This is a genomic window from Segniliparus rotundus DSM 44985, from assembly GCF_000092825.1.
GTDB classification, from domain to species: domain Bacteria; phylum Actinomycetota; class Actinomycetes; order Mycobacteriales; family Mycobacteriaceae; genus Segniliparus; species Segniliparus rotundus.
This window is the reverse complement of record NC_014168.1, coordinates 1,486,775-1,508,513: the sequence shown is the minus strand read 5'-3', so window position 1 is coordinate 1,508,513 and position 21,739 is coordinate 1,486,775. Positions and strand designations below refer to the sequence as shown.

At 67.3% G+C, this 21,739-nt stretch carries 19 protein-coding genes; 4 read left to right on the top strand and 15 right to left on the bottom strand.

What is annotated here, in order from left to right; all coding sequences use genetic code 11:
- Positions 1–179: 179 nt before the first annotated feature.
- Positions 180–1,343 carry an LLM class flavin-dependent oxidoreductase gene (locus SROT_RS07550; RefSeq protein ID WP_013138424.1) on the top strand — a complete coding sequence of 388 codons (1,164 nt, stop codon included), beginning with the start codon at positions 180–182 and terminating at the stop codon, positions 1,341–1,343.
- A gap of 22 nt (positions 1,344–1,365) precedes the next feature.
- A complete protein-coding gene (locus SROT_RS07545) occupies positions 1,366–2,211 on the top strand; it encodes an HAD family hydrolase (RefSeq protein ID WP_013138423.1) in 846 nt (281 codons plus the stop codon).
- Here SROT_RS07545 and SROT_RS07540 read toward each other — a convergent pair.
- The 11 genes from SROT_RS07540 to SROT_RS07490 form a co-directional block, all read right to left on the bottom strand.
- On the bottom strand, positions 2,208–3,155 hold the full coding sequence (locus SROT_RS07540; RefSeq protein ID WP_013138422.1) for a Ppx/GppA phosphatase family protein: 948 nt from the start codon (positions 3,153–3,155) through the stop codon (positions 2,208–2,210). The two genes, SROT_RS07545 and SROT_RS07540, sit on opposite strands and share 4 nt — an antisense overlap.
- The gene (locus tag SROT_RS07535) at positions 3,148–3,714 is read right to left on the bottom strand and encodes a DUF501 domain-containing protein (RefSeq protein ID WP_013138421.1); all 567 of its coding nucleotides are present in this window, start codon (positions 3,712–3,714) and stop codon (positions 3,148–3,150) included. The genes SROT_RS07540 and SROT_RS07535 overlap by 8 nt, the downstream gene beginning before the upstream one ends.
- Complete coding sequence (locus SROT_RS07530; RefSeq protein ID WP_013138420.1) at positions 3,711–4,085, bottom strand: septum formation initiator; 375 nt, start codon at positions 4,083–4,085, stop codon at positions 3,711–3,713. The genes SROT_RS07535 and SROT_RS07530 overlap by 4 nt, the downstream gene beginning before the upstream one ends.
- Positions 4,086–4,100: 15 nt before the next feature.
- A complete protein-coding gene (eno, locus tag SROT_RS07525) occupies positions 4,101–5,384 on the bottom strand; it encodes a phosphopyruvate hydratase (protein WP_013138419.1) in 1,284 nt (427 codons plus the stop codon).
- 230 nt (positions 5,385–5,614) lie between these two features.
- On the bottom strand, positions 5,615–7,195 hold the full coding sequence (purH, locus tag SROT_RS07520) for a bifunctional phosphoribosylaminoimidazolecarboxamide formyltransferase/IMP cyclohydrolase (RefSeq protein ID WP_013138418.1): 1,581 nt from the start codon (positions 7,193–7,195) through the stop codon (positions 5,615–5,617).
- A complete protein-coding gene (purN, locus tag SROT_RS07515) occupies positions 7,192–7,821 on the bottom strand; it encodes a phosphoribosylglycinamide formyltransferase (RefSeq protein ID WP_013138417.1) in 630 nt (209 codons plus the stop codon). Before purN ends, purH begins: the two co-directional genes overlap by 4 nt.
- A gap of 9 nt (positions 7,822–7,830) precedes the next feature.
- Positions 7,831–9,399, bottom strand: a complete 1,569-nt coding sequence (locus tag SROT_RS07510; RefSeq protein WP_187288067.1) for a cell division protein PerM — start codon at positions 9,397–9,399, stop codon at positions 7,831–7,833.
- A gap of 80 nt (positions 9,400–9,479) precedes the next feature.
- Entirely contained in the window at positions 9,480–10,373 is an 894-nt protein-coding gene (locus SROT_RS07505) for a DUF5336 domain-containing protein (protein ID WP_013138415.1), read from the bottom strand.
- A 114-nt stretch (positions 10,374–10,487) separates the two neighbouring features.
- Positions 10,488–11,393: a succinate--CoA ligase subunit alpha gene (sucD, locus tag SROT_RS07500; protein WP_013138414.1), complete on the bottom strand. Its 906-nt coding sequence runs from the start codon at positions 11,391–11,393 to the stop codon at positions 10,488–10,490.
- Positions 11,394–11,423: 30 nt separating this feature from the next.
- Positions 11,424–12,590 carry an ADP-forming succinate--CoA ligase subunit beta gene (sucC, locus tag SROT_RS07495; RefSeq protein WP_013138413.1) on the bottom strand — a complete coding sequence of 389 codons (1,167 nt, stop codon included), beginning with the start codon at positions 12,588–12,590 and terminating at the stop codon, positions 11,424–11,426.
- A gap of 40 nt (positions 12,591–12,630) precedes the next feature.
- A complete protein-coding gene (locus SROT_RS07490) occupies positions 12,631–13,602 on the bottom strand; it encodes a hypothetical protein (protein WP_013138412.1) in 972 nt (323 codons plus the stop codon).
- A gap of 257 nt (positions 13,603–13,859) precedes the next feature.
- Here SROT_RS07490 and SROT_RS07485 point away from each other — a divergent pair, with 257 nt between their 5' ends.
- Entirely contained in the window at positions 13,860–14,873 is a 1,014-nt protein-coding gene (locus SROT_RS07485; RefSeq protein ID WP_013138411.1) for a M23 family metallopeptidase, read from the top strand.
- Between the two features lie 102 nt (positions 14,874–14,975).
- Here the strand turns inward: SROT_RS07485 and SROT_RS07480 are convergent, their stop codons facing one another.
- The 3 genes from SROT_RS07480 to SROT_RS07470 form a co-directional block, all read right to left on the bottom strand.
- Positions 14,976–17,345: a UvrD-helicase domain-containing protein gene (locus tag SROT_RS07480; protein WP_013138410.1), complete on the bottom strand. Its 2,370-nt coding sequence runs from the start codon at positions 17,343–17,345 to the stop codon at positions 14,976–14,978.
- Between the two features lie 135 nt (positions 17,346–17,480).
- On the bottom strand, positions 17,481–17,828 hold the full coding sequence (locus SROT_RS07475) for a hypothetical protein (RefSeq protein WP_013138409.1): 348 nt from the start codon (positions 17,826–17,828) through the stop codon (positions 17,481–17,483).
- Positions 17,829–17,872: 44 nt separating this feature from the next.
- A complete protein-coding gene (locus tag SROT_RS07470) occupies positions 17,873–19,105 on the bottom strand; it encodes a L,D-transpeptidase (protein WP_013138408.1) in 1,233 nt (410 codons plus the stop codon).
- Between the two features lie 165 nt (positions 19,106–19,270).
- Between SROT_RS07470 and SROT_RS07465 the strand changes: the two genes are divergently transcribed.
- Positions 19,271–20,629, top strand: a complete 1,359-nt coding sequence (locus SROT_RS07465) for an NAD(P)-dependent alcohol dehydrogenase (RefSeq protein ID WP_245535381.1) — start codon at positions 19,271–19,273, stop codon at positions 20,627–20,629.
- Positions 20,630–20,635: 6 nt separating this feature from the next.
- Here the strand turns inward: SROT_RS07465 and SROT_RS07460 are convergent, their stop codons facing one another.
- Positions 20,636–21,736: a UDP-N-acetylmuramate dehydrogenase gene (locus SROT_RS07460; protein WP_013138406.1), complete on the bottom strand. Its 1,101-nt coding sequence runs from the start codon at positions 21,734–21,736 to the stop codon at positions 20,636–20,638.
- Positions 21,737–21,739 lie beyond the last annotated feature (3 nt).

Below are 21,739 nucleotides of genomic sequence, written 5' to 3'. Positions count from 1 at the left end.
CGCTGTCTCCTGGTCTTCGCATGGTGGTCTTTGGCCGAGTTTACCGGCTGAGAAGAGGATTGGCCAGTGGGTTGCCCATGAGGTGGAATCACGAAGAACAAAATCCAAAACGCCAGTCCCGCAGACTGGCTTCGTGGCGAAACCGCCACTGCGCAGCGCGATCCGGTTATCATCCCCCCGTGACCACCAACCCGCTCTCCTTCCATTGGTTCTTGCCCACGTACGGAGACTCTCGCGGCCTCATCGCCGGCGGGCACGGCACCCATATGTCGGGCGACCGCCCCGCGACGCTGCGCTACCTCAAGCAAATCAGCTTCGCGGCGGAAGAAAACGGATTCGAGGCGGCGCTCACCCCCGCCGGAGCGTGGTGCGAGGACGCTTGGCTCACGACCGCGTTGCTGGCGGAGTCCGCCGAGACGCTGAAATTCCTCGTCGCCTTCCGCCCCGGTCTCATCAGCCCGACTTTGGCCGCGCAAATGGCGGCCACCTATCAATGGCACACCCAAGGCCGGCTCCTGCTGAACGTCGTCACCGGCGGCGAAGCGCACGAGCAGCAGGCGTACGGCGACTTTTTGCCGAAAGCTGAGCGTTACGAGCGCTGCGCGGAATTCCTCGACGTCGTGCGCAGGCTTTGGACCTCCCGGGACCCCGTCAGCCTCGACGGCAAGCACATACGGGTCCACGAGGCTTTGCTCGCCCGCAGGCCGGACCCTGTCCCGCCAGTGTTCTTCGGCGGCTCCTCGCCTGAGGCGGGCCAGGTCGCGGCAGCATACGCGGACACGTACCTCACCTGGGGCGAGCCCGTGGACGCGGTGCGCGAGAAACTTGATTGGATCCGCTCGCTCGCAGCCGAACGGGACCGTCAGCTGACCTACGGCCTGCGCATCCACGTCATCGCGCGGGACACGAGCGAGCAAGCCTGGGCCGAGGCGGCGCGGCTGCTCGCGGGCGTGGACCCCGCCGAGGTGGAGCGAGTGCAACACAATCTCGCCCGAAGCGAGTCAGAAGGGCAAAAGCGCATGCTCGCCTTGCACGGCGGGAGCGCCGACAACCTCGAGATCTCCCCCAATCTCTGGGCCGGGGTCGGCCTGGTCCGAGGCGGCGCGGGCACCGCGCTCGTCGGCTCGCACGCCGAAGTCGCCGACCGCATCGCCGAATACGCGGACCTCGGGATCGACCATTTCATCCTCTCCGGCTACCCGCACGTCGAAGAGGCCTACTGGTTCGGCGAGGGCGTGCTGCCGATTCTCGCGCAACGCGGCCGATGGCAGCACCCGAACAAGAAAAACACGCACGCCTCTGGCACCACGGCCTTCGTCGGCGCGGGAGGCGCATCGCGCTGAAGCCCGCGCCGATCCTGCGAGGATGCGGCAGATCCGCGCGAACGTTATCCTGAACAGTGTGTCTCAACCGGCGGCTTTTTTCGACCTCGACCGCACCCTGATTGCGAAATCGAGCTCGCTCGCGTTCGGCCGCCCGTTCTACGAGCAGGGCCTCGTCGGACGCAGAGCAGTGTTGAAAAGCAGCTACGCGCAGTTCCTCTTCCAACTCTCCGGAGCCGACCACCAGCAGATGGACCGGCTCCGCAAGCATCTTGCGGACATGTGCGCGGGGTGGGACGTCGGCGAGGTGAAGGCAGTGGTGGCCGAAACTTTGCGGGACATCGTCGAGCCCCTGGTGTTCTCCGAGGCGACTGAGTTGATCGCCGCGCACAAGGCCAGGGGGCACCGTGTCGTCGTGGTCTCCGCCTCCGGCCAAGAAGTGGTCGAGCCCATCGCGAAACTTCTCGGAGCCGACCATTCGATGGCGACGAAAATGACCGTCAAAGAAGGCAAATACACCGGCGAGGTTGACTTCTACTGTTTCGGCGAAGGCAAAGTCGACGCGATAGCGTCACTCGCCGAGCAGGAGGGCTTGGACCTCGCGGCAAGCTACGCCTACGCGGACTCCATCACCGACCTGCCGATGCTCGCCGCAGTCGGCAACCCGACAGCCGTGAACCCGGACCGGGCGTTGCGCAAGGCGGCGAACAAGCGCAGCTGGCCGGTGCTCTTTTTCTCCCGGCCGGTGTCCTTGCGGGCGCGTCTGCTGTCACGGACGGCGCAGCAACTGCCGAAAGCAAAAACAGCGCTCATCTCCGCGGCGGGCTCTCTCACAGCGGCGGCGGCGGGCACGCTCACCTATGTGGCCCTCACCCGCAAACGCGGCTAGGGGAGCAGCGAGGCCAGCGCCCCGTCGAGAATGTCCTCTTCTCGCAACACGAACTCCCCCACCCCCGCGCGCTCCTGCACATACAGCCCGACCTCCGCGAGAATCCAGGCCCCGGCCGCAATGACCGGAGCGCGTCCCGAGTCCATCGGCCCCAGGGCGGACCGCTCTGCGAGAGTCATCGCGCCCAGCAGCTCCGCCGTCGCCACCACCTGCGAGACGGACAACCGCGACCCCGAAAGAAGGCCCGGCTCGAGCGCGGCGTGGTCGAAAGCGACCGCCGCCACCGTCAGCGCGGTGCCCGCCACTGCGACCGCTGTTCGGGCTTCCCGCACACCGGCGGGCTCCTCGGCGCGGAGCAAGCCCCGGACATACGCGCGGACCTGGTCGATCTCAGTGCGCAGCGGCGGGTCGTCGCGCACGAACCGCTCGGTGAGCCGCACGCATCCCATATCCAACGAGACTGTCCCCATGACATCGGAACCCGTCCCGATGGCGAGTTCGGTGGAGCCGCCGCCGACGTCCACGACGACCTGCGGCGGCGCGGCGGCCAGCCCCGCCGTGGCTCCGGTGAAACTCAACCGGGCCTCCTCCTGCCCGCTGATGACACGCGCGTGCGAATCCGGGGCCACAGCGGCGAGGACGGCGCGGGCTCGGCCGAGGAATTCCTCGGCGTTCCGCGCGTCGCGCGAAGCGGAGGTGGCCACCATCACGGCTCTACGGACACCCCAATGGCGCATCAATTCCGCGTACTCCGTCAACGCGGCAAGCGTCCGCTGCATCGCCTCGGCGCAGAAGCGCCCTGTCTGATCCACTCCCTCGCCCAATCCGACGATCCGGGTCTCCCTGCGCAATGCCCGGACCCCGCCCGGTCCCGCCTCGCCGATCAGGAGCCGCAACGAGTTGGTGCCGCAATCGACCGCTGCGATCCGCTGCGGCTCAAGCATGCGCGGCCACGAGTTGCTCTTCGAGATCAGGCCAGCTCGAAAGCGGCGGCCACTGCGTGGGCCACGCTCCTTTTTGACGCTCTCCCCACACCCGCACGCCCAACGCCACAGCGACGTCCCCGACCGGATTGAGCCCAGGCCCCTCCGCCAAAGAGTGCCCGATGAGCGCGTGCAGGCATTTCACCCGGTCCGGCATGCCGCCCGCGCTGAAATCGCCGTCCAGACCCCCGCAACCGGCGATGCTGGCGGCCTCGGCGCGTTTGGCGAGATACGCCTGGTGCGCACGGCGGTACTGCGCGGCGAAATCTTCGTTCGCGGCCAAGGCTTGGGCCAACACCGCCATGGCGCCCACGGACTCGAACCGGCCCGCGGTCGCGGTGAGCCTCGGATCGGTCAAGTAGTACAAGGTGGGGAACGGGGTGCCGTCCGGCAGTCTCGGACTGGTCATCACAACGCCGGGACTGCCGTCCGGGCATCGGTACGCCACGTCCAACACGCCTCGGGGGCGACGTGAGAGCTGCCGCTCGATGACGGCCAAATCGTCTTCCGAGACCGTCACGGCGCGGCGGGGACGGCGATCGAGTTCCAGATTTGCCCGTACCAGGGGCCTTCTTTTTTCCGCTCGGGCGCCGCCTGCGCGGACGGCGCCTCGCCGCGGGACGGCAGCATCACCTGCACCGGGATCTCCCCGGGGAAGACATAGCCCATGCCCCTGGCCTGGATGATCTCGTTCGCGTTGGAGTCACGGCGCGCCCGTTGGTAGCGCAACACGTCGATGGCCTCCTGCTTTTGGCGCTCCTGGGCGGCGAGCTGGGACATCTCATGTTGTTGCGTGAGGTACACCCGTAGCGGCCCGGCCAAAGTCAACGCCAGACCGCACACCACCAACGCGAGCAACACGGCTCGGCGGGCGAACATCGCTTGGAACATGAGGGCCTTGTCCCCCTATGCCTTCTCGAACCTCGGGAAGGCGAGCTCGCCCGCGTACCGGGCGGCGTCGCCGAGGCCTTCCTCAATGCGCAGCAGCTGGTTGTACTTGGCGACGCGCTCGCTGCGGGCCGGGGCTCCGGTCTTGATCTGGCCTGCCGAAGTCGCGACGGCGAGGTCTGCGATGGTGGTGTCTTCGGTCTCACCGGAGCGGTGGCTCATCATCGTCTTGTACCCGCTGGTCTGAGCGAGGCTGACCGCGTCAAAGGTCTCGGTCAGCGAACCGATCTGGTTCACCTTCACCAACAGCGCGTTGCCAGCGCCCTTGATGATGCCCTCTTCGAGCCGTTCAGGGTTCGTGACGAACAAATCGTCGCCGACGAGCTGCACTTTCGAGCCGATACGTTCGGTCAGGGCGACCCAGCCCTCCCAGTCGTCCTCGGCGAGCGGGTCTTCTATGGACACCAACGGGTAATCGGCGAGCAGGCTCTCGTAGAAGTCGCCGAGCTGCTCCGCCTGACGGGTCTTGCCTTCGAACGCGTACCCCTGGCCTTTGGTGAAAAATTCAGTCGCGGCCACGTCCAGCGCCAGCGCCACGTCGGAGCCGAGCTTGAGGCCCGCCGCGCCAATCGCGGCGTCGATCAGGTCGAGCGCCTCTCGCGTCCCGGCCACTTGGGGCGCGAACCCGCCCTCGTCGCCGAGGCCGGTCGCCAAGCCGCGCTTCTTCAACTCGGCCTTCAGCGCGTGGTAGACCTCAGCCCCCCAGCGCAACGCGTCCTTGAAGTTCGGGGCGCCGATGGGGGCGATCATGAACTCCTGCACATCCACACCGGTGTCAGCGTGCGCGCCGCCGTTGAGAATGTTGAGCATCGGCACCGGCAAAATGTGCGCGTTCGGGCCGCCGAGATAGCGGTACAGCGGCAAACCAACCGAATTGGCCGCCGCCTTCGCCACAGCGAGAGAAACGCCGAGCACAGCGTTCGCGCCCAGCCGGGACTTCGCCGGAGTGCCGTCGGCGTCGATCAGCGCCTGGTCCACGAGGCGTTGGTCCTCTGCCTCAAAGCCGACGACAGCAGGCCCGAGCTCCCGGATCACCGCTTCGACGGCTTTTTCCACGCCCTTGCCGCCGTAACGCGGCCCGCCGTCGCGCAGCTCCACCGCCTCATGCTCGCCGGTGGACGCTCCGGACGGGACGGCGGCCCTTCCCGCGCTGCCGTCTTCGAGCAGGACCTCGACCTCGACTGTCGGGTTGCCCCGAGAGTCGAGAACTTCCCGCGCGTGAACGTCCTCAATGCTCGCCATCGGCGGTCTCTCCTTTATTTCGTCTATTTCGTCGTTCAGGCAGCCCGCGCTGGCCGGGGCTGACGGTTCCTTAGCCTAGCGGCTGACGCGCCCGCTGGCTTCCTCACACCGCCGTTGCGGCCGTGATCTGTTTTCCACACGCGCCCGCCGCTGCGCGCCGAAGGAGCCGCGCCATCGTCCTTCGCCGGCCTTCACCGGCGGGGACGGCGATGCTCAGCGAGCAACAGCCATCAGTGGGCGAAGTGCCGGACGTCCGTCAGATAGAGCGTGACCCCTTGGCGCTCTGCCGCTTCGATGACCTCGCTGTCTCGGACTGAACCGCCCGGAGCCACAATCGCTGCGACCCCGGCCTCCGCGAGGACTTCCAGTCCGTCGGGGAATGGGAAGAACGCGTCAGAAGCCCCCACCGCGCCGCGTGCCCGCTCCCCTGCCCGCGCCACGGCGAGGCGAGCCGAGTCCACCCGGTTCACCTGCCCCATGCCCACGCCGACTGTGGCGAGGTCGCGGGCGAGGACAACGGCATTGGACTTGACCGATCTGCACGCGCGCCAGGCGAACGCGAGATCCGCGACGGTCGCCGGGTCTGCCGCGCCGCCCGCGGCCAATCGCCACGCGTCGGGCGAATCGCCAGGGGCTTCGAGCGCGTCGAACTCTTGGAGGAGCGCCCCGCCCGGAATCGGCCGCAGCTGCCAGCCCCGACCGCCCGCGGCAGAGGCGAAGGCCCCCCGTGCGCCCGACGGCACGACCAGGAGCCGGATGCTGGGCTTCTTTGTGAGGATCGCCCGCGCGCCGTCCGTGAAACCGGGAGCCGCCACCACTTCCGTGAAGATGCCAGCGATCTGCTCGGCAAGCTCCTCGTCCACCTCCTGGTTGACCGCGATCACGCCGCCGAACGCGCTCACCGGGTCGCTGGCGTGCGCTTTGCGGTGCGCCTCGGCAACAGTCTCGCCGACCGCGATCCCGCACGGGTTGGCATGTTTGACGATCGCCACAGCAGGACCGGCGTGCTCGCCCGCCGCCCGAACGGCGGACTCCGTGTCGGTGTAGTTGTTGTAGCTCATCTGCTTGCCGTGCAGCTGCTCCGCTTGGGCCAAGGAGCCAGCCGCGGGCCCGCCCACGTACAGCGCGGCTCGCTGATGCGGGTTCTCGCCGTATCGGAGCACCGCGGCGCGGCGAAGCGAGAGCCCTGCCCACGCGGGGGGCTCGTCCGCGCAGTCCTGCTCGGCGAACCAGTTCGCGATGGCCGTGTCGTATTCAGCCGTGTGCTGGAAGGCGAGCTGGGCGAGTTGGCGGCGGCGGGCGAAATCGAAGCCGCCCGCGTCGATAGCATCGAGGACTTCCTGGTAGAGGCCTGGATCGACCACAATCGCAACGCTGGCGTGGTTCTTCGCCGAAGCGCGCACCATCGCGGGGCCGCCAATGTCGATCTGCTCCACGCACTCCTCGAAGCCCGCGCCAGAGGCCGCGGTGGCTTCGAAGGGGTACAGGTTCACCACAACCAGGTCGAATGGCTCGATCCCGAGCTGCTCCAACTGGTCGAGGTGCGCGCTCAGCCTCGTGTCGGCGAGCACCCCCGCGTGCACTTTCGGGTGCAGTGTTTTGACCCGCCCGTCCAACACTTCAGGGAAACCGGTGAGCTCTTCCACTCGCTGCGCCGAAACTCCGGCCTCTTCGATGAGTTTGGCAGTGGAGCCGGTCGCGACCAAGGCCACGCCGCGCTGGGCGAGGCCCGCGGCGAACTCGGCGAGCCCCCGCTTGTCCGACACGCTCACCAGCGCCCGGCGAATCACACGCCGCTCATCATTCGTCAACGATCCTGCTCCTTCCGATGGGCCGGCGCGACAACGCCGGAGATAAAGCCCGCCACCGTCTGTGGCAAAAGCCGACGTTCCACCTCTTTGATCCGCTCGTGCAATGTTTCCTCGGTGTCGGTCGCGAACACGGGAACAGCCTCTTGGGCCAGAATCGGCCCGGTGTCCACGCCGTGGTCGACCACATGCACGGTCGTCCCCGTCACCCGGACCCCGTGCTTAAGGGCGTCCCGCACAGCGTGCGCGCCGGGAAAAGACGGGAGCAAAGCCGGATGGGAGTTCACGATCTGCTCGGGGAAACGGTCGACGAATGGTTTCGCAAGCACCCGCATGAATCCGGCGCAGACCACCACATCCGGACGCAGCTCGGCCACGGCGCGAGTGAGGTCCTCGTCCCAGCAGGCCCGGTCCGGCTTTTCTCTCGGGTCCACTCGGCGCACCTCGACGCCCGCGTCTTCGGCGACCGACTCGGCAAGGCAGGCACGGTCCACCACCAGTCCGACCACGCGTCCCGGGTAGTTTTCAGCGGCGCTCGCTTCGAGAAGCGCTGCGAACAAACTCCCGGTCCCCGAAGCGAGAACGACGATACGCGCTGGCTGAAGCGTCTTGGAACCGTCATGCGCCACCAGCAGAGCCTACTCGGCGGACTCGTCGCCCTCCGCTGCGGGCTCTTGTTTTTCCAGATCCCCCAATGTCTCGCACGCTGTCTGCGGCTCGGCTGAGTCCGGCTCGCAGGCGGAGTTCGCGTCTTTTCTCTCGTCGGCCGCGTCGAGCGCCGTCTCGTCCTGGGCGGGGTCGTGCTCCTCGGCCGGGTCCTCCCAAGTGTTTTGGTCCCGTGCCGGAGAGATGACCACAGTCGGCGCTGGTTTGCCGCGCAACGCCGCAGGCGCGGTCGCGGCGACAGCGACGACCACAGCGGGCAGGGCGAGCAGGGCGAAGGCGAGCAACCACAGCAGCAGCACATTCACCGACCATTGGCCGATCACGCCCACCCTGCCGCAGGCCGCGGCCGAGACGACGCACACGAGGCTCGCGGCGAAAGCCGCCGCGCACACCGCGCAGCGCGCCGAAGCAGTCACGCTCTGCGTCTTGGCCGCGCATTGGCTGCCGAGCCAGGCTCCGACCGCTGCGGGGACGAGGAGCGCGACGAAAGCGGCCCTGCCGAAATGCCACGACGTGAGCGGCGTGAAACTCGGCAGGAGCGGCAGCTGGCCGATCTGCGCGTGCGCGAGTTGCACCGAAGTGCCGCCGAACCGAACCGTTGCCCCCAACAGCACATCGACTCCGGCCACTATGACGTTCGGGAGGTAGAGGAGGCTCATCACGAGAACGCCGAACAATCCCACGCCGCCGGAACCGACGTCGAAGCCAGCGGAGAGCTTGCCCCAGTGCGCGACCATGTTCAGGACCGTGAGAGCCGCGCTGATCGTGAACAGCCAGAGCCCAGAGCGCACGCCGAGCTGCGCGGCGCAAGGCCCCCAGGCCGGAAGCGCCTGCGCGACAGCCTCCCTGCGCGACCACAAGACGCCCAGGCCGGAGGCGACCAGATGGACCCCGGTCACCCATGCCAACGCGGGGGCTGGCGCAGGGGCGTTGAGCGGGACGACCGTTGCGGCGTCTTTCGCCGTGGCGAGCAAAATCATGGTGATGACAAGCGGCCCGCCCATCGCCGCCGCAAGCACCTGGCGCAGTTGTCGGCCCGTCGCACGGGTGCACGCCGCTTGCGCGGACAGCCGGGCGACGAACCACATGAGCAGCGCTGTGGGGACGAGGGGCAGCGCGCCGAGGGCGATGTCGGCGATGGAGACAGGGACTTGGTGCGCCGCGAGCCACACCAGGGCGATCGCGCCGAAGGCGCCTTGCAGATCGCTGTCAGCGCTCACCAAGGTGACCAGCGCGATGGCGGCCACGAAACCGAGCAGCACTCCCGCGGGTGCGAACGCGACCGCGAAAAGCGAGCGGGGCTCCCGCGCAGCGGGCGGCTGGGACCACACGAGCGCGTCGCGCAGGGCTTGCAAAGCGCTCGGGCTCGGATCTGCGGCCGGTCGAAAACCTCGGCCACGAGCGCCGCGCGAATGGTCTTCGGCGCCTTCCGTTTCGCCGTGACCGGAGGATTTCCTTGCGGCGGGAGAAGCCGACGGGTTCGCGGTCGACCTGCCTGCGCTGTGGCGGCGGGCCGTCTGAGGAACCGTGCGTGTGGCCATCCGGTCAAGGATGTCAAAGAGAGGCCCGGAAACAGCTCAGGCACGCCGGTCGCGGCGTGCCTGAGCTGAACGATCTGAGCTCAATGAGACCGAGGAGGCTCACCAAGTCCCAGATTGATCTGCGACGGGGCCCCAGGCGCGGGGGGAGCGGAACCCGGTCCGGCCGAGGGGATGCCGTAGGGAGAAGCCGGGGCGGGCGGCGGCGGGGACACCGGGGCCTGATGCTGCTGCGGCGGCGCGGAGGGCGCCTGCTGGGGGGCCTGCTGCGGGCTGGCGTACGGGCTCGGCGCGGAGGCCTGGCCGTGCTGTTGCTGATGCGCCGGGGCCTGGGCGTACGGCGACGGAGCCGACTGGTGCTGCGGCGGCGGCTCGTACGACTGCGGGCCGATCGGCTGCAGCGGACCCGCGTAGGGGCTCGCCTGGGTCTGCGACGGCGGGGTCTCCGTCTTCAGGTCGCCGTCGTCGCCCTTGTCGGTGAACACGATGGCAGCCGCGAGGCCAGCCTGGATCAGCGCCAGAACAAAAACGAGGATGATCAGAATCAGCGACGAGAAGTCCGGCTGCAGCTTGGCGATGAAAGCCAGAATCAGCGACACCAGGCCCGTGAGCGCGCCCGATGTGCTCAACGCGGCAACGACGATGGTGTTCTTCGGCGCGGAGCGCGCGGCGAGTCCGAAGCCGACCACCAGGGCCGCCGCGAATTCCACCGCGGCAGTCGGGCCGAGGTAGATCGGGGCGAAATCGCTCAAAATCACCCCGACGATGTGCAGCAGGCCGATCAGCAAACCGAGGCCGAGCACCGAGAATCCGAAGATCTTGCCGAGGTCGGCGGGCTCCTTCGGCTGCTGCGGCTGGCCGTACGGGCTCGGCTGCTGGCCGTAGCCGTATCCGCCCTGGGGAGGGCCATATCCGGCTGGCGGCGCTCCATACCCGCCCTGCGGCGGGGCTCCGTAGCCTTGCTGTGGGTAGCTCATGCGAATCTCCCTCGCTCACATTCTCAAACGCCGACGCTGGTCGTCGCCAGCGCCCTTGACGTCTCTGACGTTAGTACAACTCGAAAACATATGCCACATCGGCATCAGGAATGATCACGCTTTGCCCGTGAGGATTTCCCGAGCGAGCGCAGCAGTGCCGGACGGGGTTTTGCCGACTTTCACGCCGACGGCCTCCAGCGCGACCTTCTTCGCGGCCGCAGTGCCCGCAGAGCCGGAGACGATGGCTCCCGCGTGGCCCATGGTCTTGCCCTCAGGCGCGGTGAAGCCTGCGACGTAGGCGACGACCGGCTTGGTCACATTCTCTTTGATGTAGGCTGCCGCGCGTTCTTCGGCGTCGCCGCCGATCTCGCCGATCATGACGATGATCTCGGTGGCGGGATCTTCTTGGAAAGCTTTGATCGCGTCGATGTGCGTGGTGCCGATCACCGGGTCGCCGCCGATGCCGATCGCAGTGGAGAAGCCGAAATCACGCAGCTCGAACATCATCTGGTAGGTCAATGTCCCCGATTTGGACACCAGGCCCACCGGGCCGCTCCCCGCGATATTGGCCGGGGTGATCCCGACGAGCGACTCCCCTGGGGTGATGATGCCGGGGCAGTTCGGGCCGATCACACGCGTCTTGGAGCCCTTGGCCTTGTTGTGCGCGAAAGCCGCGACCGTGTCATGCACCGGCACGCCTTCGGTGATGACGACCAAGAGCGGGATCTCGGCGTCGATGGCCTCGACGATCGCGGACTTGGTGAACGCCGGGGGCACGAAGACGATCGACACGTCCGCGCCGGTCTTCTCCTTCGCCTCGGCGACCGTGCCGAACACCGGGAGTTCGACGTCGTTGCCGCCCTTGTCCTTGTGCGACACGGTGGAACCTGCCTTCTTGGCGTTCACACCGCCGACAACGTTCGTGCCCGCCTTGAGCATGAGCGCGGTGTGCTTGGTCCCTTCGCCGCCGGTGATGCCTTGGACGATGACCTTGGAGTCTTTGTTCAGGTAAATAGACATAGCTCTTCTCTAGCCCCTTGTTCGCTTCGCTTACTCGCCTGCGGCCAACTCGGCGGCCTTGTCGGCGGCCTCGTCCATCGTCGCCACCTCGGTGACGAGCGGGTGCGCCCGCTCGGCGAGGATCTGCCTGCCCAATTCGACGTTGTTGCCGTCAAGCCGGACGACGATCGGCTTGGTGGCCGCGTCGCCGAGGGTGTCCAACGCGCCCACGATCCCGTTCGCCACCGCGTCGCACGCGGTGATGCCGCCGAAGACGTTCACGAACACACTCGTGACCTGCTGGTCGCCCAGGATCACGTCGAGCCCTGCGGCCATGACCGAAGCCGACGCCCCGCCGCCGATGTCCAGGAAGTTCGCGGGCTTCACGCCGTTGTGGCCCTCACCCGCGTAGGCGACCACGTCGAGGGTGGACATCACCAGCCCCGCGCCATTCCCGATCACGCCGACCTGCCCGTCGAGCTTGACGTAGTTCAGGTCGTTGGCCTTGGCCTTGGCCTCAAGCGGGTCCTGCTCGACCAGTGCCGCGAACTCCGCGTGGCCGGGGTGGCGGAACTCGGCGTTGCCGTCCAGGGTCACCTTGCCGTCCAGGGCCAGGATCTGGTCGTCCGGGGTGCGCGCGAGCGGATTGACCTCGACGAGCGTGGCGTCTTCTTTGACGAAGACCTCCCAGAGCTTGGCGATGGTCACCGCCGCCTTGTCCAGGATCGCCTCCGGAAGCCCGCCAGCGGCGGCGAGTTCACGGCCCTTGGCCACGTCCACGCCCGCGTTGTAGTCGATCGGCACCTTCGCGACTTTCTCGGGAGTGGTGTGGGCCACTTCTTCGATCTCCATGCCGCCCGCCGAGGAGACGATGGCGATGAACCCTCCGACGGAACGGTCCAGGAGGAAGGAGAAGTAATACTCCTCCGCGATATCCGCGGCCTCCGCGATGAGCAGGCGCTTGACGACATGCCCCTTGATGTCGAGCCCGATGATGTTCTTCGCGTGCTCGTACGCTTCCTGCGGCGTGGCGGCGTACTTGACCCCGCCAGCTTTGCCGCGCCCGCCGACCTGGACCTGCGCCTTCACCATGACCGGCTTGCCGATCCGCTCGGCGATCTCTCGAGCGCCCTCGGGGGTGTCGGTGACCGATCCTGGTGTTGTCGGCACCCCGTGCTTGAGGTACAACTCCTTCGCCTGGTACTCGAAGAGATCCATGCTCACCGCCTCATCGTCGTCTGATCTCGTCGCAAGGAGCCTAGCGACTCTTCGCTGAGCCGCGACGCCGGGGACCCGCCGCGGCGACGAAGGCCCCTGCCGCCACGACACTGGCCCACAGCCCCGGACCAGGCGCAGCGCCCGGAGCGGAAGCGGAAAGAAACGGGTAACCAGCGACGTACACCACTAATGAGAACGCCGCTCCCGCGCAGAGCGCTGGCTGCCTGCTGCGGCGGGACCTCGCCCCGACGACCGCCGCGCCCGCGACTGCGACGGCGAGGAGGAACTGCCCGAAGGCCTGCGAGGAGAAAGGCACATCGGGGAGCCACGGGGAGCGGAATCCTTTTCCGACGTACAGCGGCAACAGCAGGCCCAGGGCTCCGAAAATCCCAGCGGCGGCGTAGAGCGCGGCCGGAAGACGGCCGAGAGGAACCTCGCGGGGGTCTTCCTCCAACTGCGGCAACTGGCGAGCTTTTCGGCCTCTGCGCTTGGCCTTCTGCGCGCTCTTGGCCTCGGTGAGAGCCCGGAGCTCCTCCCATGACTCGCGGTCGAAGACTCCGGCGACGAGACAGGCAAGACCAGCCGCGCCCGCGCACACGAGCGCCGCGACCAAGAGCCAGGCCCCCCAGTCAAAACCCAACGCCGGGGCGGCGAGTTTGACGAAAGGGTCGGGATCGGCCGACGCGTCGACCGCTGCGGCGGCGGTGCGCAAGGCCGAAAGGGCCGGTGGCGCCAGGGCAGCCCACACAACGGACGCGGCGGGGCGGATTCGTTCGGCGCGGCCGGGGAGGAAAAGCCCGGCCCCGGCCGCCACGAGCAGCGCCCCCGCGAAAACCGCCCAGTGGGCGGCGGGCACCTGCGGAGCTGGGGAGGCGCTGTCGCCGAAGATCGTGTCCAGCACCGCTGCGGAACGCACCCGCAGCTGCGGGCCGAGCCCGCCGAGAACCGCGAAAACTCCTGCGGCGAGGCTCAAGCCACCAGCGGCACGATGAGCAGTGGAAAGCGCGGACATCGCCTCTGACGGTACCTCGCCTCTCGCAGTGTTGTCACAGCGCGGATTCAGGCGATTCATAAGAAATTTGTAAGAAGCCTCTAGGGAAGTTGCTTCTTCTCTGTGGGGTTGGCTAGTCTCCACTGGACAGATATCACGGAGTGATTACGACAAAACGTCGGCGGCAGTCACGTTTTGCCGAACCGTTTCGCACAACAGCGGGCTCTCCGGCTGTGGAACGTTTCAGATCGCGTCGGTTTTTCAGGAGGAAATGAGCGGTGTTCATCCTGCCGCGTCGCCCAAAACGCACGCAACAAGCCGCTTACACGCCTTTCCGCATGGCGGACATCCCGCAGGAATCCCACCTCGGCTCGCGCGAGGCCGCGCAGTCGTTCCCCGCGCCTGAGACGTCTTTCGACGGTCCAGCGCCCCGATCCTCGGCGCACTGCGGCTCCACCGCCGAACGGCCCCTTTCTGTCGCCGAATTGGTGGCCAAAGTCCATGGCAGCGCTGCCGCGAAGGGCCGGCCCGAAGACGCCTCGTCACCTTCGGCCTTGTCTCGGTCCGGACACCGTGCTCGTTCTTTGCGCGTCACGCCGGTGGGCATCGGCGCTGTCATCGTCGGGGCTTCGTTCACCGGGGCGTGCGGACTGGAGTCCAGCACAACGGAGCAGGCTGCGAAGAATTCCGTCACTACCCAGCTGACCGCCGTCTCCGCCAACGGCCAGCTGGTGGCGGCGACAAGCCCCCAAGACCCGGTCGCCGTGATCCCCCACGCGGACTTCTCCGGCTACCTCGACCAGCTCTCCACCGGCGCGCGGTTCTCCCAGGAGCGCGAACAGAAGGAGGCCGCGAATCTGCGCCCCATGTTCACCGCGCCCGCTTTCGGCACGTTCTCCTCAGGTTTCGGGTACCGATGGGGCAGCTTGCACGCGGGAGCGGACATCGCGGGAGCCTATGGCAGCCCTATCGTCGCAGTCGCGGATGGCACCGTGGTCGAGGCGGGCCCGGCCTCTGGCTTCGGACAGTGGATCCGTATCCGGCACGAGGACGGCACCATCAGCGTCTACGGCCATATCAGCGCGATATTCGTGCGAGCGGGGCAGAAAGTGCTCGCGGGCGACCGCATCGCGGCGATGGGCAACCTCGGCTTCTCCACCGGCACGCACTTGCACCTTGAGATTTGGCGCAACGGGAAAGACAAGGTCGATCCGGTGCGTTGGCTCGCCGCGCGCGGCGTGAAATTCGACGGCACTCCGTACGTGGCAGGCTCGCCCGCTCGCCAGCAATAGCGCCGAGCGGCGTGATTCGCCAGCGCCGCGTTTTGCCCCGAACCGACCCCCGCCCCCGAAGTCCCATTGCCCAGTTCGTCAGTGGATAGTTTTGAGGGCAATTCACAGTTTCGACATGGGCACGCCCCCGATCAGCATCAACTTCATGGTGCCCGCACTGCCGAAGTCGATCGTGACCGTGGCCGCTTGGCCGTGCCCGCTGCAAGCGACCACAGTGCCGAGACCGTATTTGTCGTGATTCACGCGGTCGCCGACCTCGAAACTCTCGTGGCGCAAATTCGGCCTCGGACGAGCCCCCCGCTCTGCGGCGGGTTTGCGCGCAGAGACCGCGTTGCCGGCGGCGCGCGGGGCGGACACCGAGCCGAAGTCGCTGCGGGTGAAACCAGCCCAAGCCTGATCGGGCCCGCCGCGCCGCCAGGAGACCAAATGCGGCGGGATCTCCAGCAGGAACCGCGAAGGCGGGTTCGTCATGGGCGAGCCGCGCAGTGTGCGGGTGATCGACCGGCTGACGTACAGCTGCTCCCGCGCACGGGTGATGCCGACATAGGCGAGCCTGCGCTCCTCGGCGAGCTCCACCGGATCGCCCAAGGAGCGCAAATGGGGGAACTGCCCTTCTTCGAGCCCGGTCACGAACACCACCGGGAACTCGAGCCCTTTGGCGGTGTGCAAGGTCATGAGGGTCACCACGCCGGACTGCGATCCCCCTTCGGGGAGCCGGTCTGAATCCGCGACGAGCGAGACCTGCTCTAAAAAGTCCCGAAGTTTCGCGTGCCCCTCGTTTTCGTCCGCCTCTGGCAGGTTCACGCGCAACTCCCCCGCAAAACCGTCTGCGACGGGGCCGCCCTCTCGTGCGGCCACCAGCTCGCCGTATTCGACCGCAACAGAAATAAGCTCGTCCAGGTTCTCCAACCGAGCGCCGTCCTGCGGGTCCGTGCTGTCGGCGAGCACGGCTCGATACCCGCTGCGCTCCACCGTCCGCGCGACGAGTTCCCCGACAGTGATGTCTCCGGCGGCAAGCTCGGCCCGCAACCCCGCGATCATCGCGACGAAATCGGCGACCGCCCGCTGGGAGCGGGCCGCGAGGGCAGCGACCGCTCCCCCGGCGGCGGCTTGGCAGGCGTCCCAGAAAGTCTGGCCTCGGGAGCCCGCCCAGGCTGCGATCTGCGCCTGGGCGCGATCGCCGAGGCCGCGACGAGGCGTGTTGATGATGCGGGAGAGGCTGACCGCGTCCGAGGGGTTGGCGATCACCCGCAAGTAGGCGATGATGTCACGGACTTCGCGCCGGTCGTAAAAGCGCTGCCCGCCGACGACGCGGTACGGCACGGCATGGCGGATGAACGCCTCTTCGAACACCCGCGACGCGTTGTTCGTCCGGTAGAAGACCGCCACGTCTCCATGCTTCGCCCCGGATCGCACCAGCTCGGTTATCTCGGTCGCGACGAAACTCGCCTCGTCGTGCTCATGGTCGGCGACGTAGCCGATGATCTGCTGGCCGTCGCCCGCCTGCGTCCACAACCGTTTCTCCCGTCTGCCTTGGTTGTGCGCGATGACGGCGTTCGCGGCGGACAGGATGTTCTGCGTCGAGCGGTAGTTCTGTTCGAGCAGCACTGTCCGGGCGTTGGGGAAATCCCGCTCGAACTCTTCAATATTGCGGATCGTCGCCCCTCGGAAGCGGTAAATGGACTGGTCCGAGTCGCCGACCACGGTCAAAGCGGACGTCTCCGCGCCGACTTGGGTGCCTGCCCCGGCTCCGACCAGCTCGCGGATCAGGACGTACTGGGCATGGTTGGTGTCCTGGTATTCGTCGACGAGCACATGGCGGAACCTTCCCCGCCACCGCTGAGCAGCCTCGGGGTTGGTCTGCAGCAGCTCCACAGCCCGCATGATGAGGTCGTCGAAGTCCATGGCGTTCGCCAAGGCAAGGCGTTCCTGGTAGCGGCGGTACACCTGGCCGAGCACCAGGTCGAACGGGTCTTCCACGCCGACAAGGGCCGCCTCGGGGGCGATCAGCTCGTTCTTGAGGTCGCTGATCTTGGCGGCGAGCATGCGCGGCGGAAACCGGTTCGTGTCGAGCTCGAGCTCTTCTGCGACCATGGCGAGCAGCCGCTTGGAGTCGTCCGCGTCGTAAATGGTGAAATTCTGATCGAAACCTGCCTGCGGCCCCGCCTCGGCGCGCAAAAGCCGCGCGCAGGAGGAGTGGAACGTGGAGACCCACATCTCCCACATCCTGCCGCCCACGAGTGCCCCGACGCGTTCCTTGAGCTCTCCCGCCGCCTTGTTGGTGAAGGTGATCGCGAGGATTTCGCCAGGGCGGGCATGCCCCTCGGCCAGAAGCCAGGCCACCCGGCGGGTGATGACGGAGGTCTTGCCCGATCCCGCGCCCGCAATGATGCACAAAGGCGCGCCAAGGTGGACGACAGCCTCGGCTTGCTGCGGATTGAGACCCTGAAGAATCTGCTCGGAGGCGTTCATGAGGACATCGAGATTACCGAAAAGCGTCCCCGCTTGGGGCACGCCGATCAGCGTTTCGCGAAAGTTTGTTCGACACCCGCTGCCTGTCGCTGGCCGAGCCGGTGGTTCCGGCCGTCCCCGGCGACGAGGGTCTGTCTATGAGGAGCCTGGCCGGACCGGAACCGGTCTGGGATTCGGCCGCCCGGCGTTGTCTGGCGAATAGTTGTCGGGGTAAGGGCGGTTGCTCATGTCGCCTCGTGCCGTGGGAGCCTGGCTGACGTTGCCGTCGGGGTCGACCCAGACGTTGCCTTTTTGCGTGTGCACCAAACCGCCGCCCATCGGGCACGGCCCGATGGGCTTCTGGGTGTCCCAGTCATGGATCAAACCGTCGCCCGGACAGTACCCCGGCGAGCCGGGCGGGCCGGCCTGGGCAGCGGCGGGGAACAGCGCGGCGGCGAGGGCGCCCAAGGAGCAGATCAATGCTCTGGCTGGTGTGCCGACCATACGTCCTCCTGTTTGCAAGTCGGTTCCATTCTACGCCGTGGTGCTCAGCTCAGGGCGCTCTTGGCGCGCCAGTCCGCCCAGTCGTACGTCCAGTCGTAGATCTCGCCGTCCGAAGGCGAGAGCTGGACCTGCGTTCCGGTCACCTCGACCGGGTCGCCGTAGAGCGCGGAGTTGAAGTACTGCTGGGCGTTTTCCGGGGAAAGGTTCACGCACCCGTTCGAGACGTTGGTGTTGCCCTGGTCGCCGACGGTCTGCGGGTTGGCGTGGATGAATTCGCCGTTGTTGGAGATCCGCACCGCGAACCGCTCGTGCGCGTTCGTGTAGTAGGGCGGGTTGGACATGAAGAAATCCGCGAATTTCTCCGTCACTACGTGGATGCCGGTGCGGGTGGTGTTGCGCACTTCGTTGCCCTCGCCGTAGCTGCAGGGGAAGTCCATGATGATCGCGTCGTCCCGGTAGACCTGCATCCGGTGCGACGGGACGAAGCATTGCACGAGCTGATGGCGCGCAATGGTGAAGTCGCTCGTGACCGTGTGCGTCCCGCAAAAGACGCCGTCGCCGAAGTCCGCCGCGAAGAGCGGCACTTCCAGATGCACCTTGGTCCCGGCCTGGAAGTATTCCTTGGTGCGCCAATGCAGCTGCTCCCCGACCGCGTCGGGCAGCCACCCCCAGGACCCCTCGGTCTCGGGCGTGCAGGTCACCTTGAGCTTGCTCTCGACCGCGGCCTTGTTCTTGATCGGCGCGGAGAAGCGCAGGATGATGGGCGCCGCGACCCCGACTGCCTGCCCGTCGCCGATGTTGACGTTGAATTCGGCGACTTTTTTGGGTTTGAGCGTCGCAAAGGAAGAAAGGTACGGCTCAAGCGCCCCGTCCGGGCCTTTCGCTTGCCCGGTGAACAGGTAGGTGCGGCCGAACTCCAACGCGGCGGTGGTTTCGAAACTCGTCCCGTCCAGGCTTATCTTGCCGTCGACTATTTTTCCGTCGTCGCTCATCAATCGGGCTTGCGCGATGGCCCCAGCGGTCGCCGCGATCCTCGCCGAGCTTGCCGGACTGATGTCCTCGGCCCCGTCACCGGGCTCGAAGACCAGCTTCGCCTTTGTTTTCGGCGCGGACGAGAGAGGGCTCGGCTTGCTGTCCTCGCCTGGGTGTCCGCACGAGGAAAAGGCAGCGAACGCCGTCACTCCGGTGAGCGCGGCCAAAGCGGCGCGGCGGGAGACGGGAACAGCCTCCCATGAGCGCGCCGCGCCCTCGCTGAATCTACGGAACTGTCCGTGCACGCAAGAAAGGTTACCTCGCCGCGACAGTTTCGTGGCGGCATTGACACGAAACGCTCGCGGAAGGCCCTCTTCGAACACAGCGGACGCGCGGACGACCAGGAACAGCGCAACGGCTCCGTCAGCTCGTTCCCGTAGAATGCATGCGGGAGTTGCGATATTCCGACCATGCCTAACCAAGGAGGCACTGTGCTCGAAGAACACGACCCGCCCGAAACCGGCCCGCGATCCGGCGCCACCGGGGAAATCGGGGCAGCCGACCAATCAGAGCCCATGCCCCAAATCCAGAGCAGCGGCTTTGACCGGCGCGGGTTCCTGCGCGGCGCTGCTCTTGCCACAGCCGTCGCAGGAGCGGGCGTAGCCGCCTGCTCGACCAGTTCGAAACCAACCAGCGGAGCGGCCCAGAACGTCAGCGCGGCGACCGCCGCGACCGGGCAGGCGGAGCCGAGCGCCCCTGCGGCGGCTTCCGGCGAGACCACGGCGCGAGGCTGGGCCGTCCACGACACTTCCGGGAACCTCGCCCCGGTCTCCTTCGCGCGACGCGCGCTGCGGCCCGACGACATCCGGGTGGACATCAAATACGCGGGCGTCTGCCATTCCGACATTCATTTCGGGCACGCCGACTGGGGGACGCCCCCCTATCCGCTTGTGCCAGGGCACGAGATCGCCGGAATCGTCGCAGAAGTCGGCTCGGCGGTGACCCGGTTCAAGCCAGGCGACCAGATCGCGGTCGGGACCGTGGTCGACTCCTGCGGGCATTGCGCGGAATGCGTCAGCGGGAACGAGGTGTACTGCCTGAACGGGTACACCCACACCTACGGGGCGAAATCCCAGGACCCCGGCGGCTACACGCAGGGCGGCTATTCGAACAGCATCGTCGTGCGCGAACATTACGCCTTCCAAGTGCCCCGCGGCCTTGAGCTGGCGCAAGCGGCTCCCATCGTGTGCTCCGGCATCACGGTGTATTCGCCGATGCGCGCCTGGGGCGTGCGGGAAGGATGGCGGGTCGGCGTGGTCGGGATCGGCGGGCTCGGCCATTTCGCCGTGCAGACCGCCAAAAAGCTCGGGGCAGAGGTCGTCGCGTTCACCACCTCGCCGGGCAAAGCCGACGACGCCAAACGGTTCGGCGCGAGCACGGTGGTGGTCAACGAGGACAAGCGCCAGATGGACGGGCTGGGCAAGTCGTTCGACTTCATCCTCGACACGGTCCCGTACGCCCACAACCTCGAACCGTACTTCCCGCTGCTGAAACGGCGGCGGGTGTTCTGCCGCGTCGGGCTCGGCAAACTCAGCACCCCGAACGAGTGGGGCCAATTGTCGATCTTCAGCAACCAGTTGGTCGTCACAGGCTCGAACACCGGCGGCATCCGTGAGACCCAGGAGGCCATCGACTTCTGCGCGGCCAACAAGATCGGGCCGCAGACCCAGGTGGTCCCCGCCGATCAGATCAGCGAGGTCTGGAAGAAAGTCTTCGACAAACAGGCGCGCTACCGCTACGTCATCGACGCCGCGACGATCACAGGGTGAGCGCGCTCAGTCCAGCCCGCCGCCGAGCACAATAGGCTCAGGCTCAAGCCGCACGCCAAAAGCGTCGAAGACCCCCGCCTGGACCTGCTTGGCCAGTGCCAGGACGTCGGCCGCTGTGGCCGACCCGCGGTTGGTGATCGCAAGGGTGTGCTTGGTGGAGAGCCGCGCTGGGGAGCCCTCCCCGGGGAAACCTTTCGCGAACCCCGACCGCTCGATGAGCCAGGCCGCCGAAAGCTTGGCGCTGGACCCGTCAGGGTACCACGGCATGCCCCGGGGCGGCCCTTCCGGGAACAACCGCGCCGCGTCGGGCTGGGAAAGCACCGGGTTGACGAAGAACGAGCCGGTGCTCCAGGTGTCGTGGTCGTCCTCGTCCAGCAACATCCCCTTGCCCGCCCTGAGGCGCAAAACCGCCTCGCGCACGTCGCGCGCGGGGGCGCGCTCGCCTTCGCGCACGCCCACCTCGACGGCCAACTCCCGATATCGGATCGGAGCGGACAGCCCGTCCGAGGACAGCCGCAGGCGCAAGGCGAGCACGACAACGCACTCTTCTCGGCGGATCGCCGAAGAGCGGTAGCCCAGCCGCAAGCTCTCGGCAGTCGCCCAGCGGTGCTCGCCGGTGCTCCAGTTCCACAGCTCTGCGGCGACCAAGCAGTCCGAGAGCTGGGCTCCGTACGCGCCGATGTTCTGTTTCACGCTCGCCCCGGCATTGCCTGGAATGCCCGACAGGCACTCCAGCCCGCCGAGGCCGGACTCGACGGTGAAGGCGACCAAGTCGTCCCAGACGATTCCCGCGTCCACAGACACAGCGCTGCGTGCCGAACCATGCTCCACCTCGGCGGACAGCCCCTGGCTCGTCACGCGCAACACCGCGCCCGGCCAGCCCTCGTCGGCGGCCACGAGATTGCTGCCGCCGCCGAGGTGGACCGTCGGCACTTGGGCGTCGGCGAGCGCGCCTGCGGCGGCGAACACGCTCTCATGCGTGGGGCAGTCAACGATCACGCCAATCGGCCCGCCCACCCTGAGGGTTGTGAGCTGGGCAAACGTCATGTCTTTGCGGATTTCTACGCCAAGAGCCGCGAGTTCTCGGGGGAGCTGCACGCTTTTCATCAC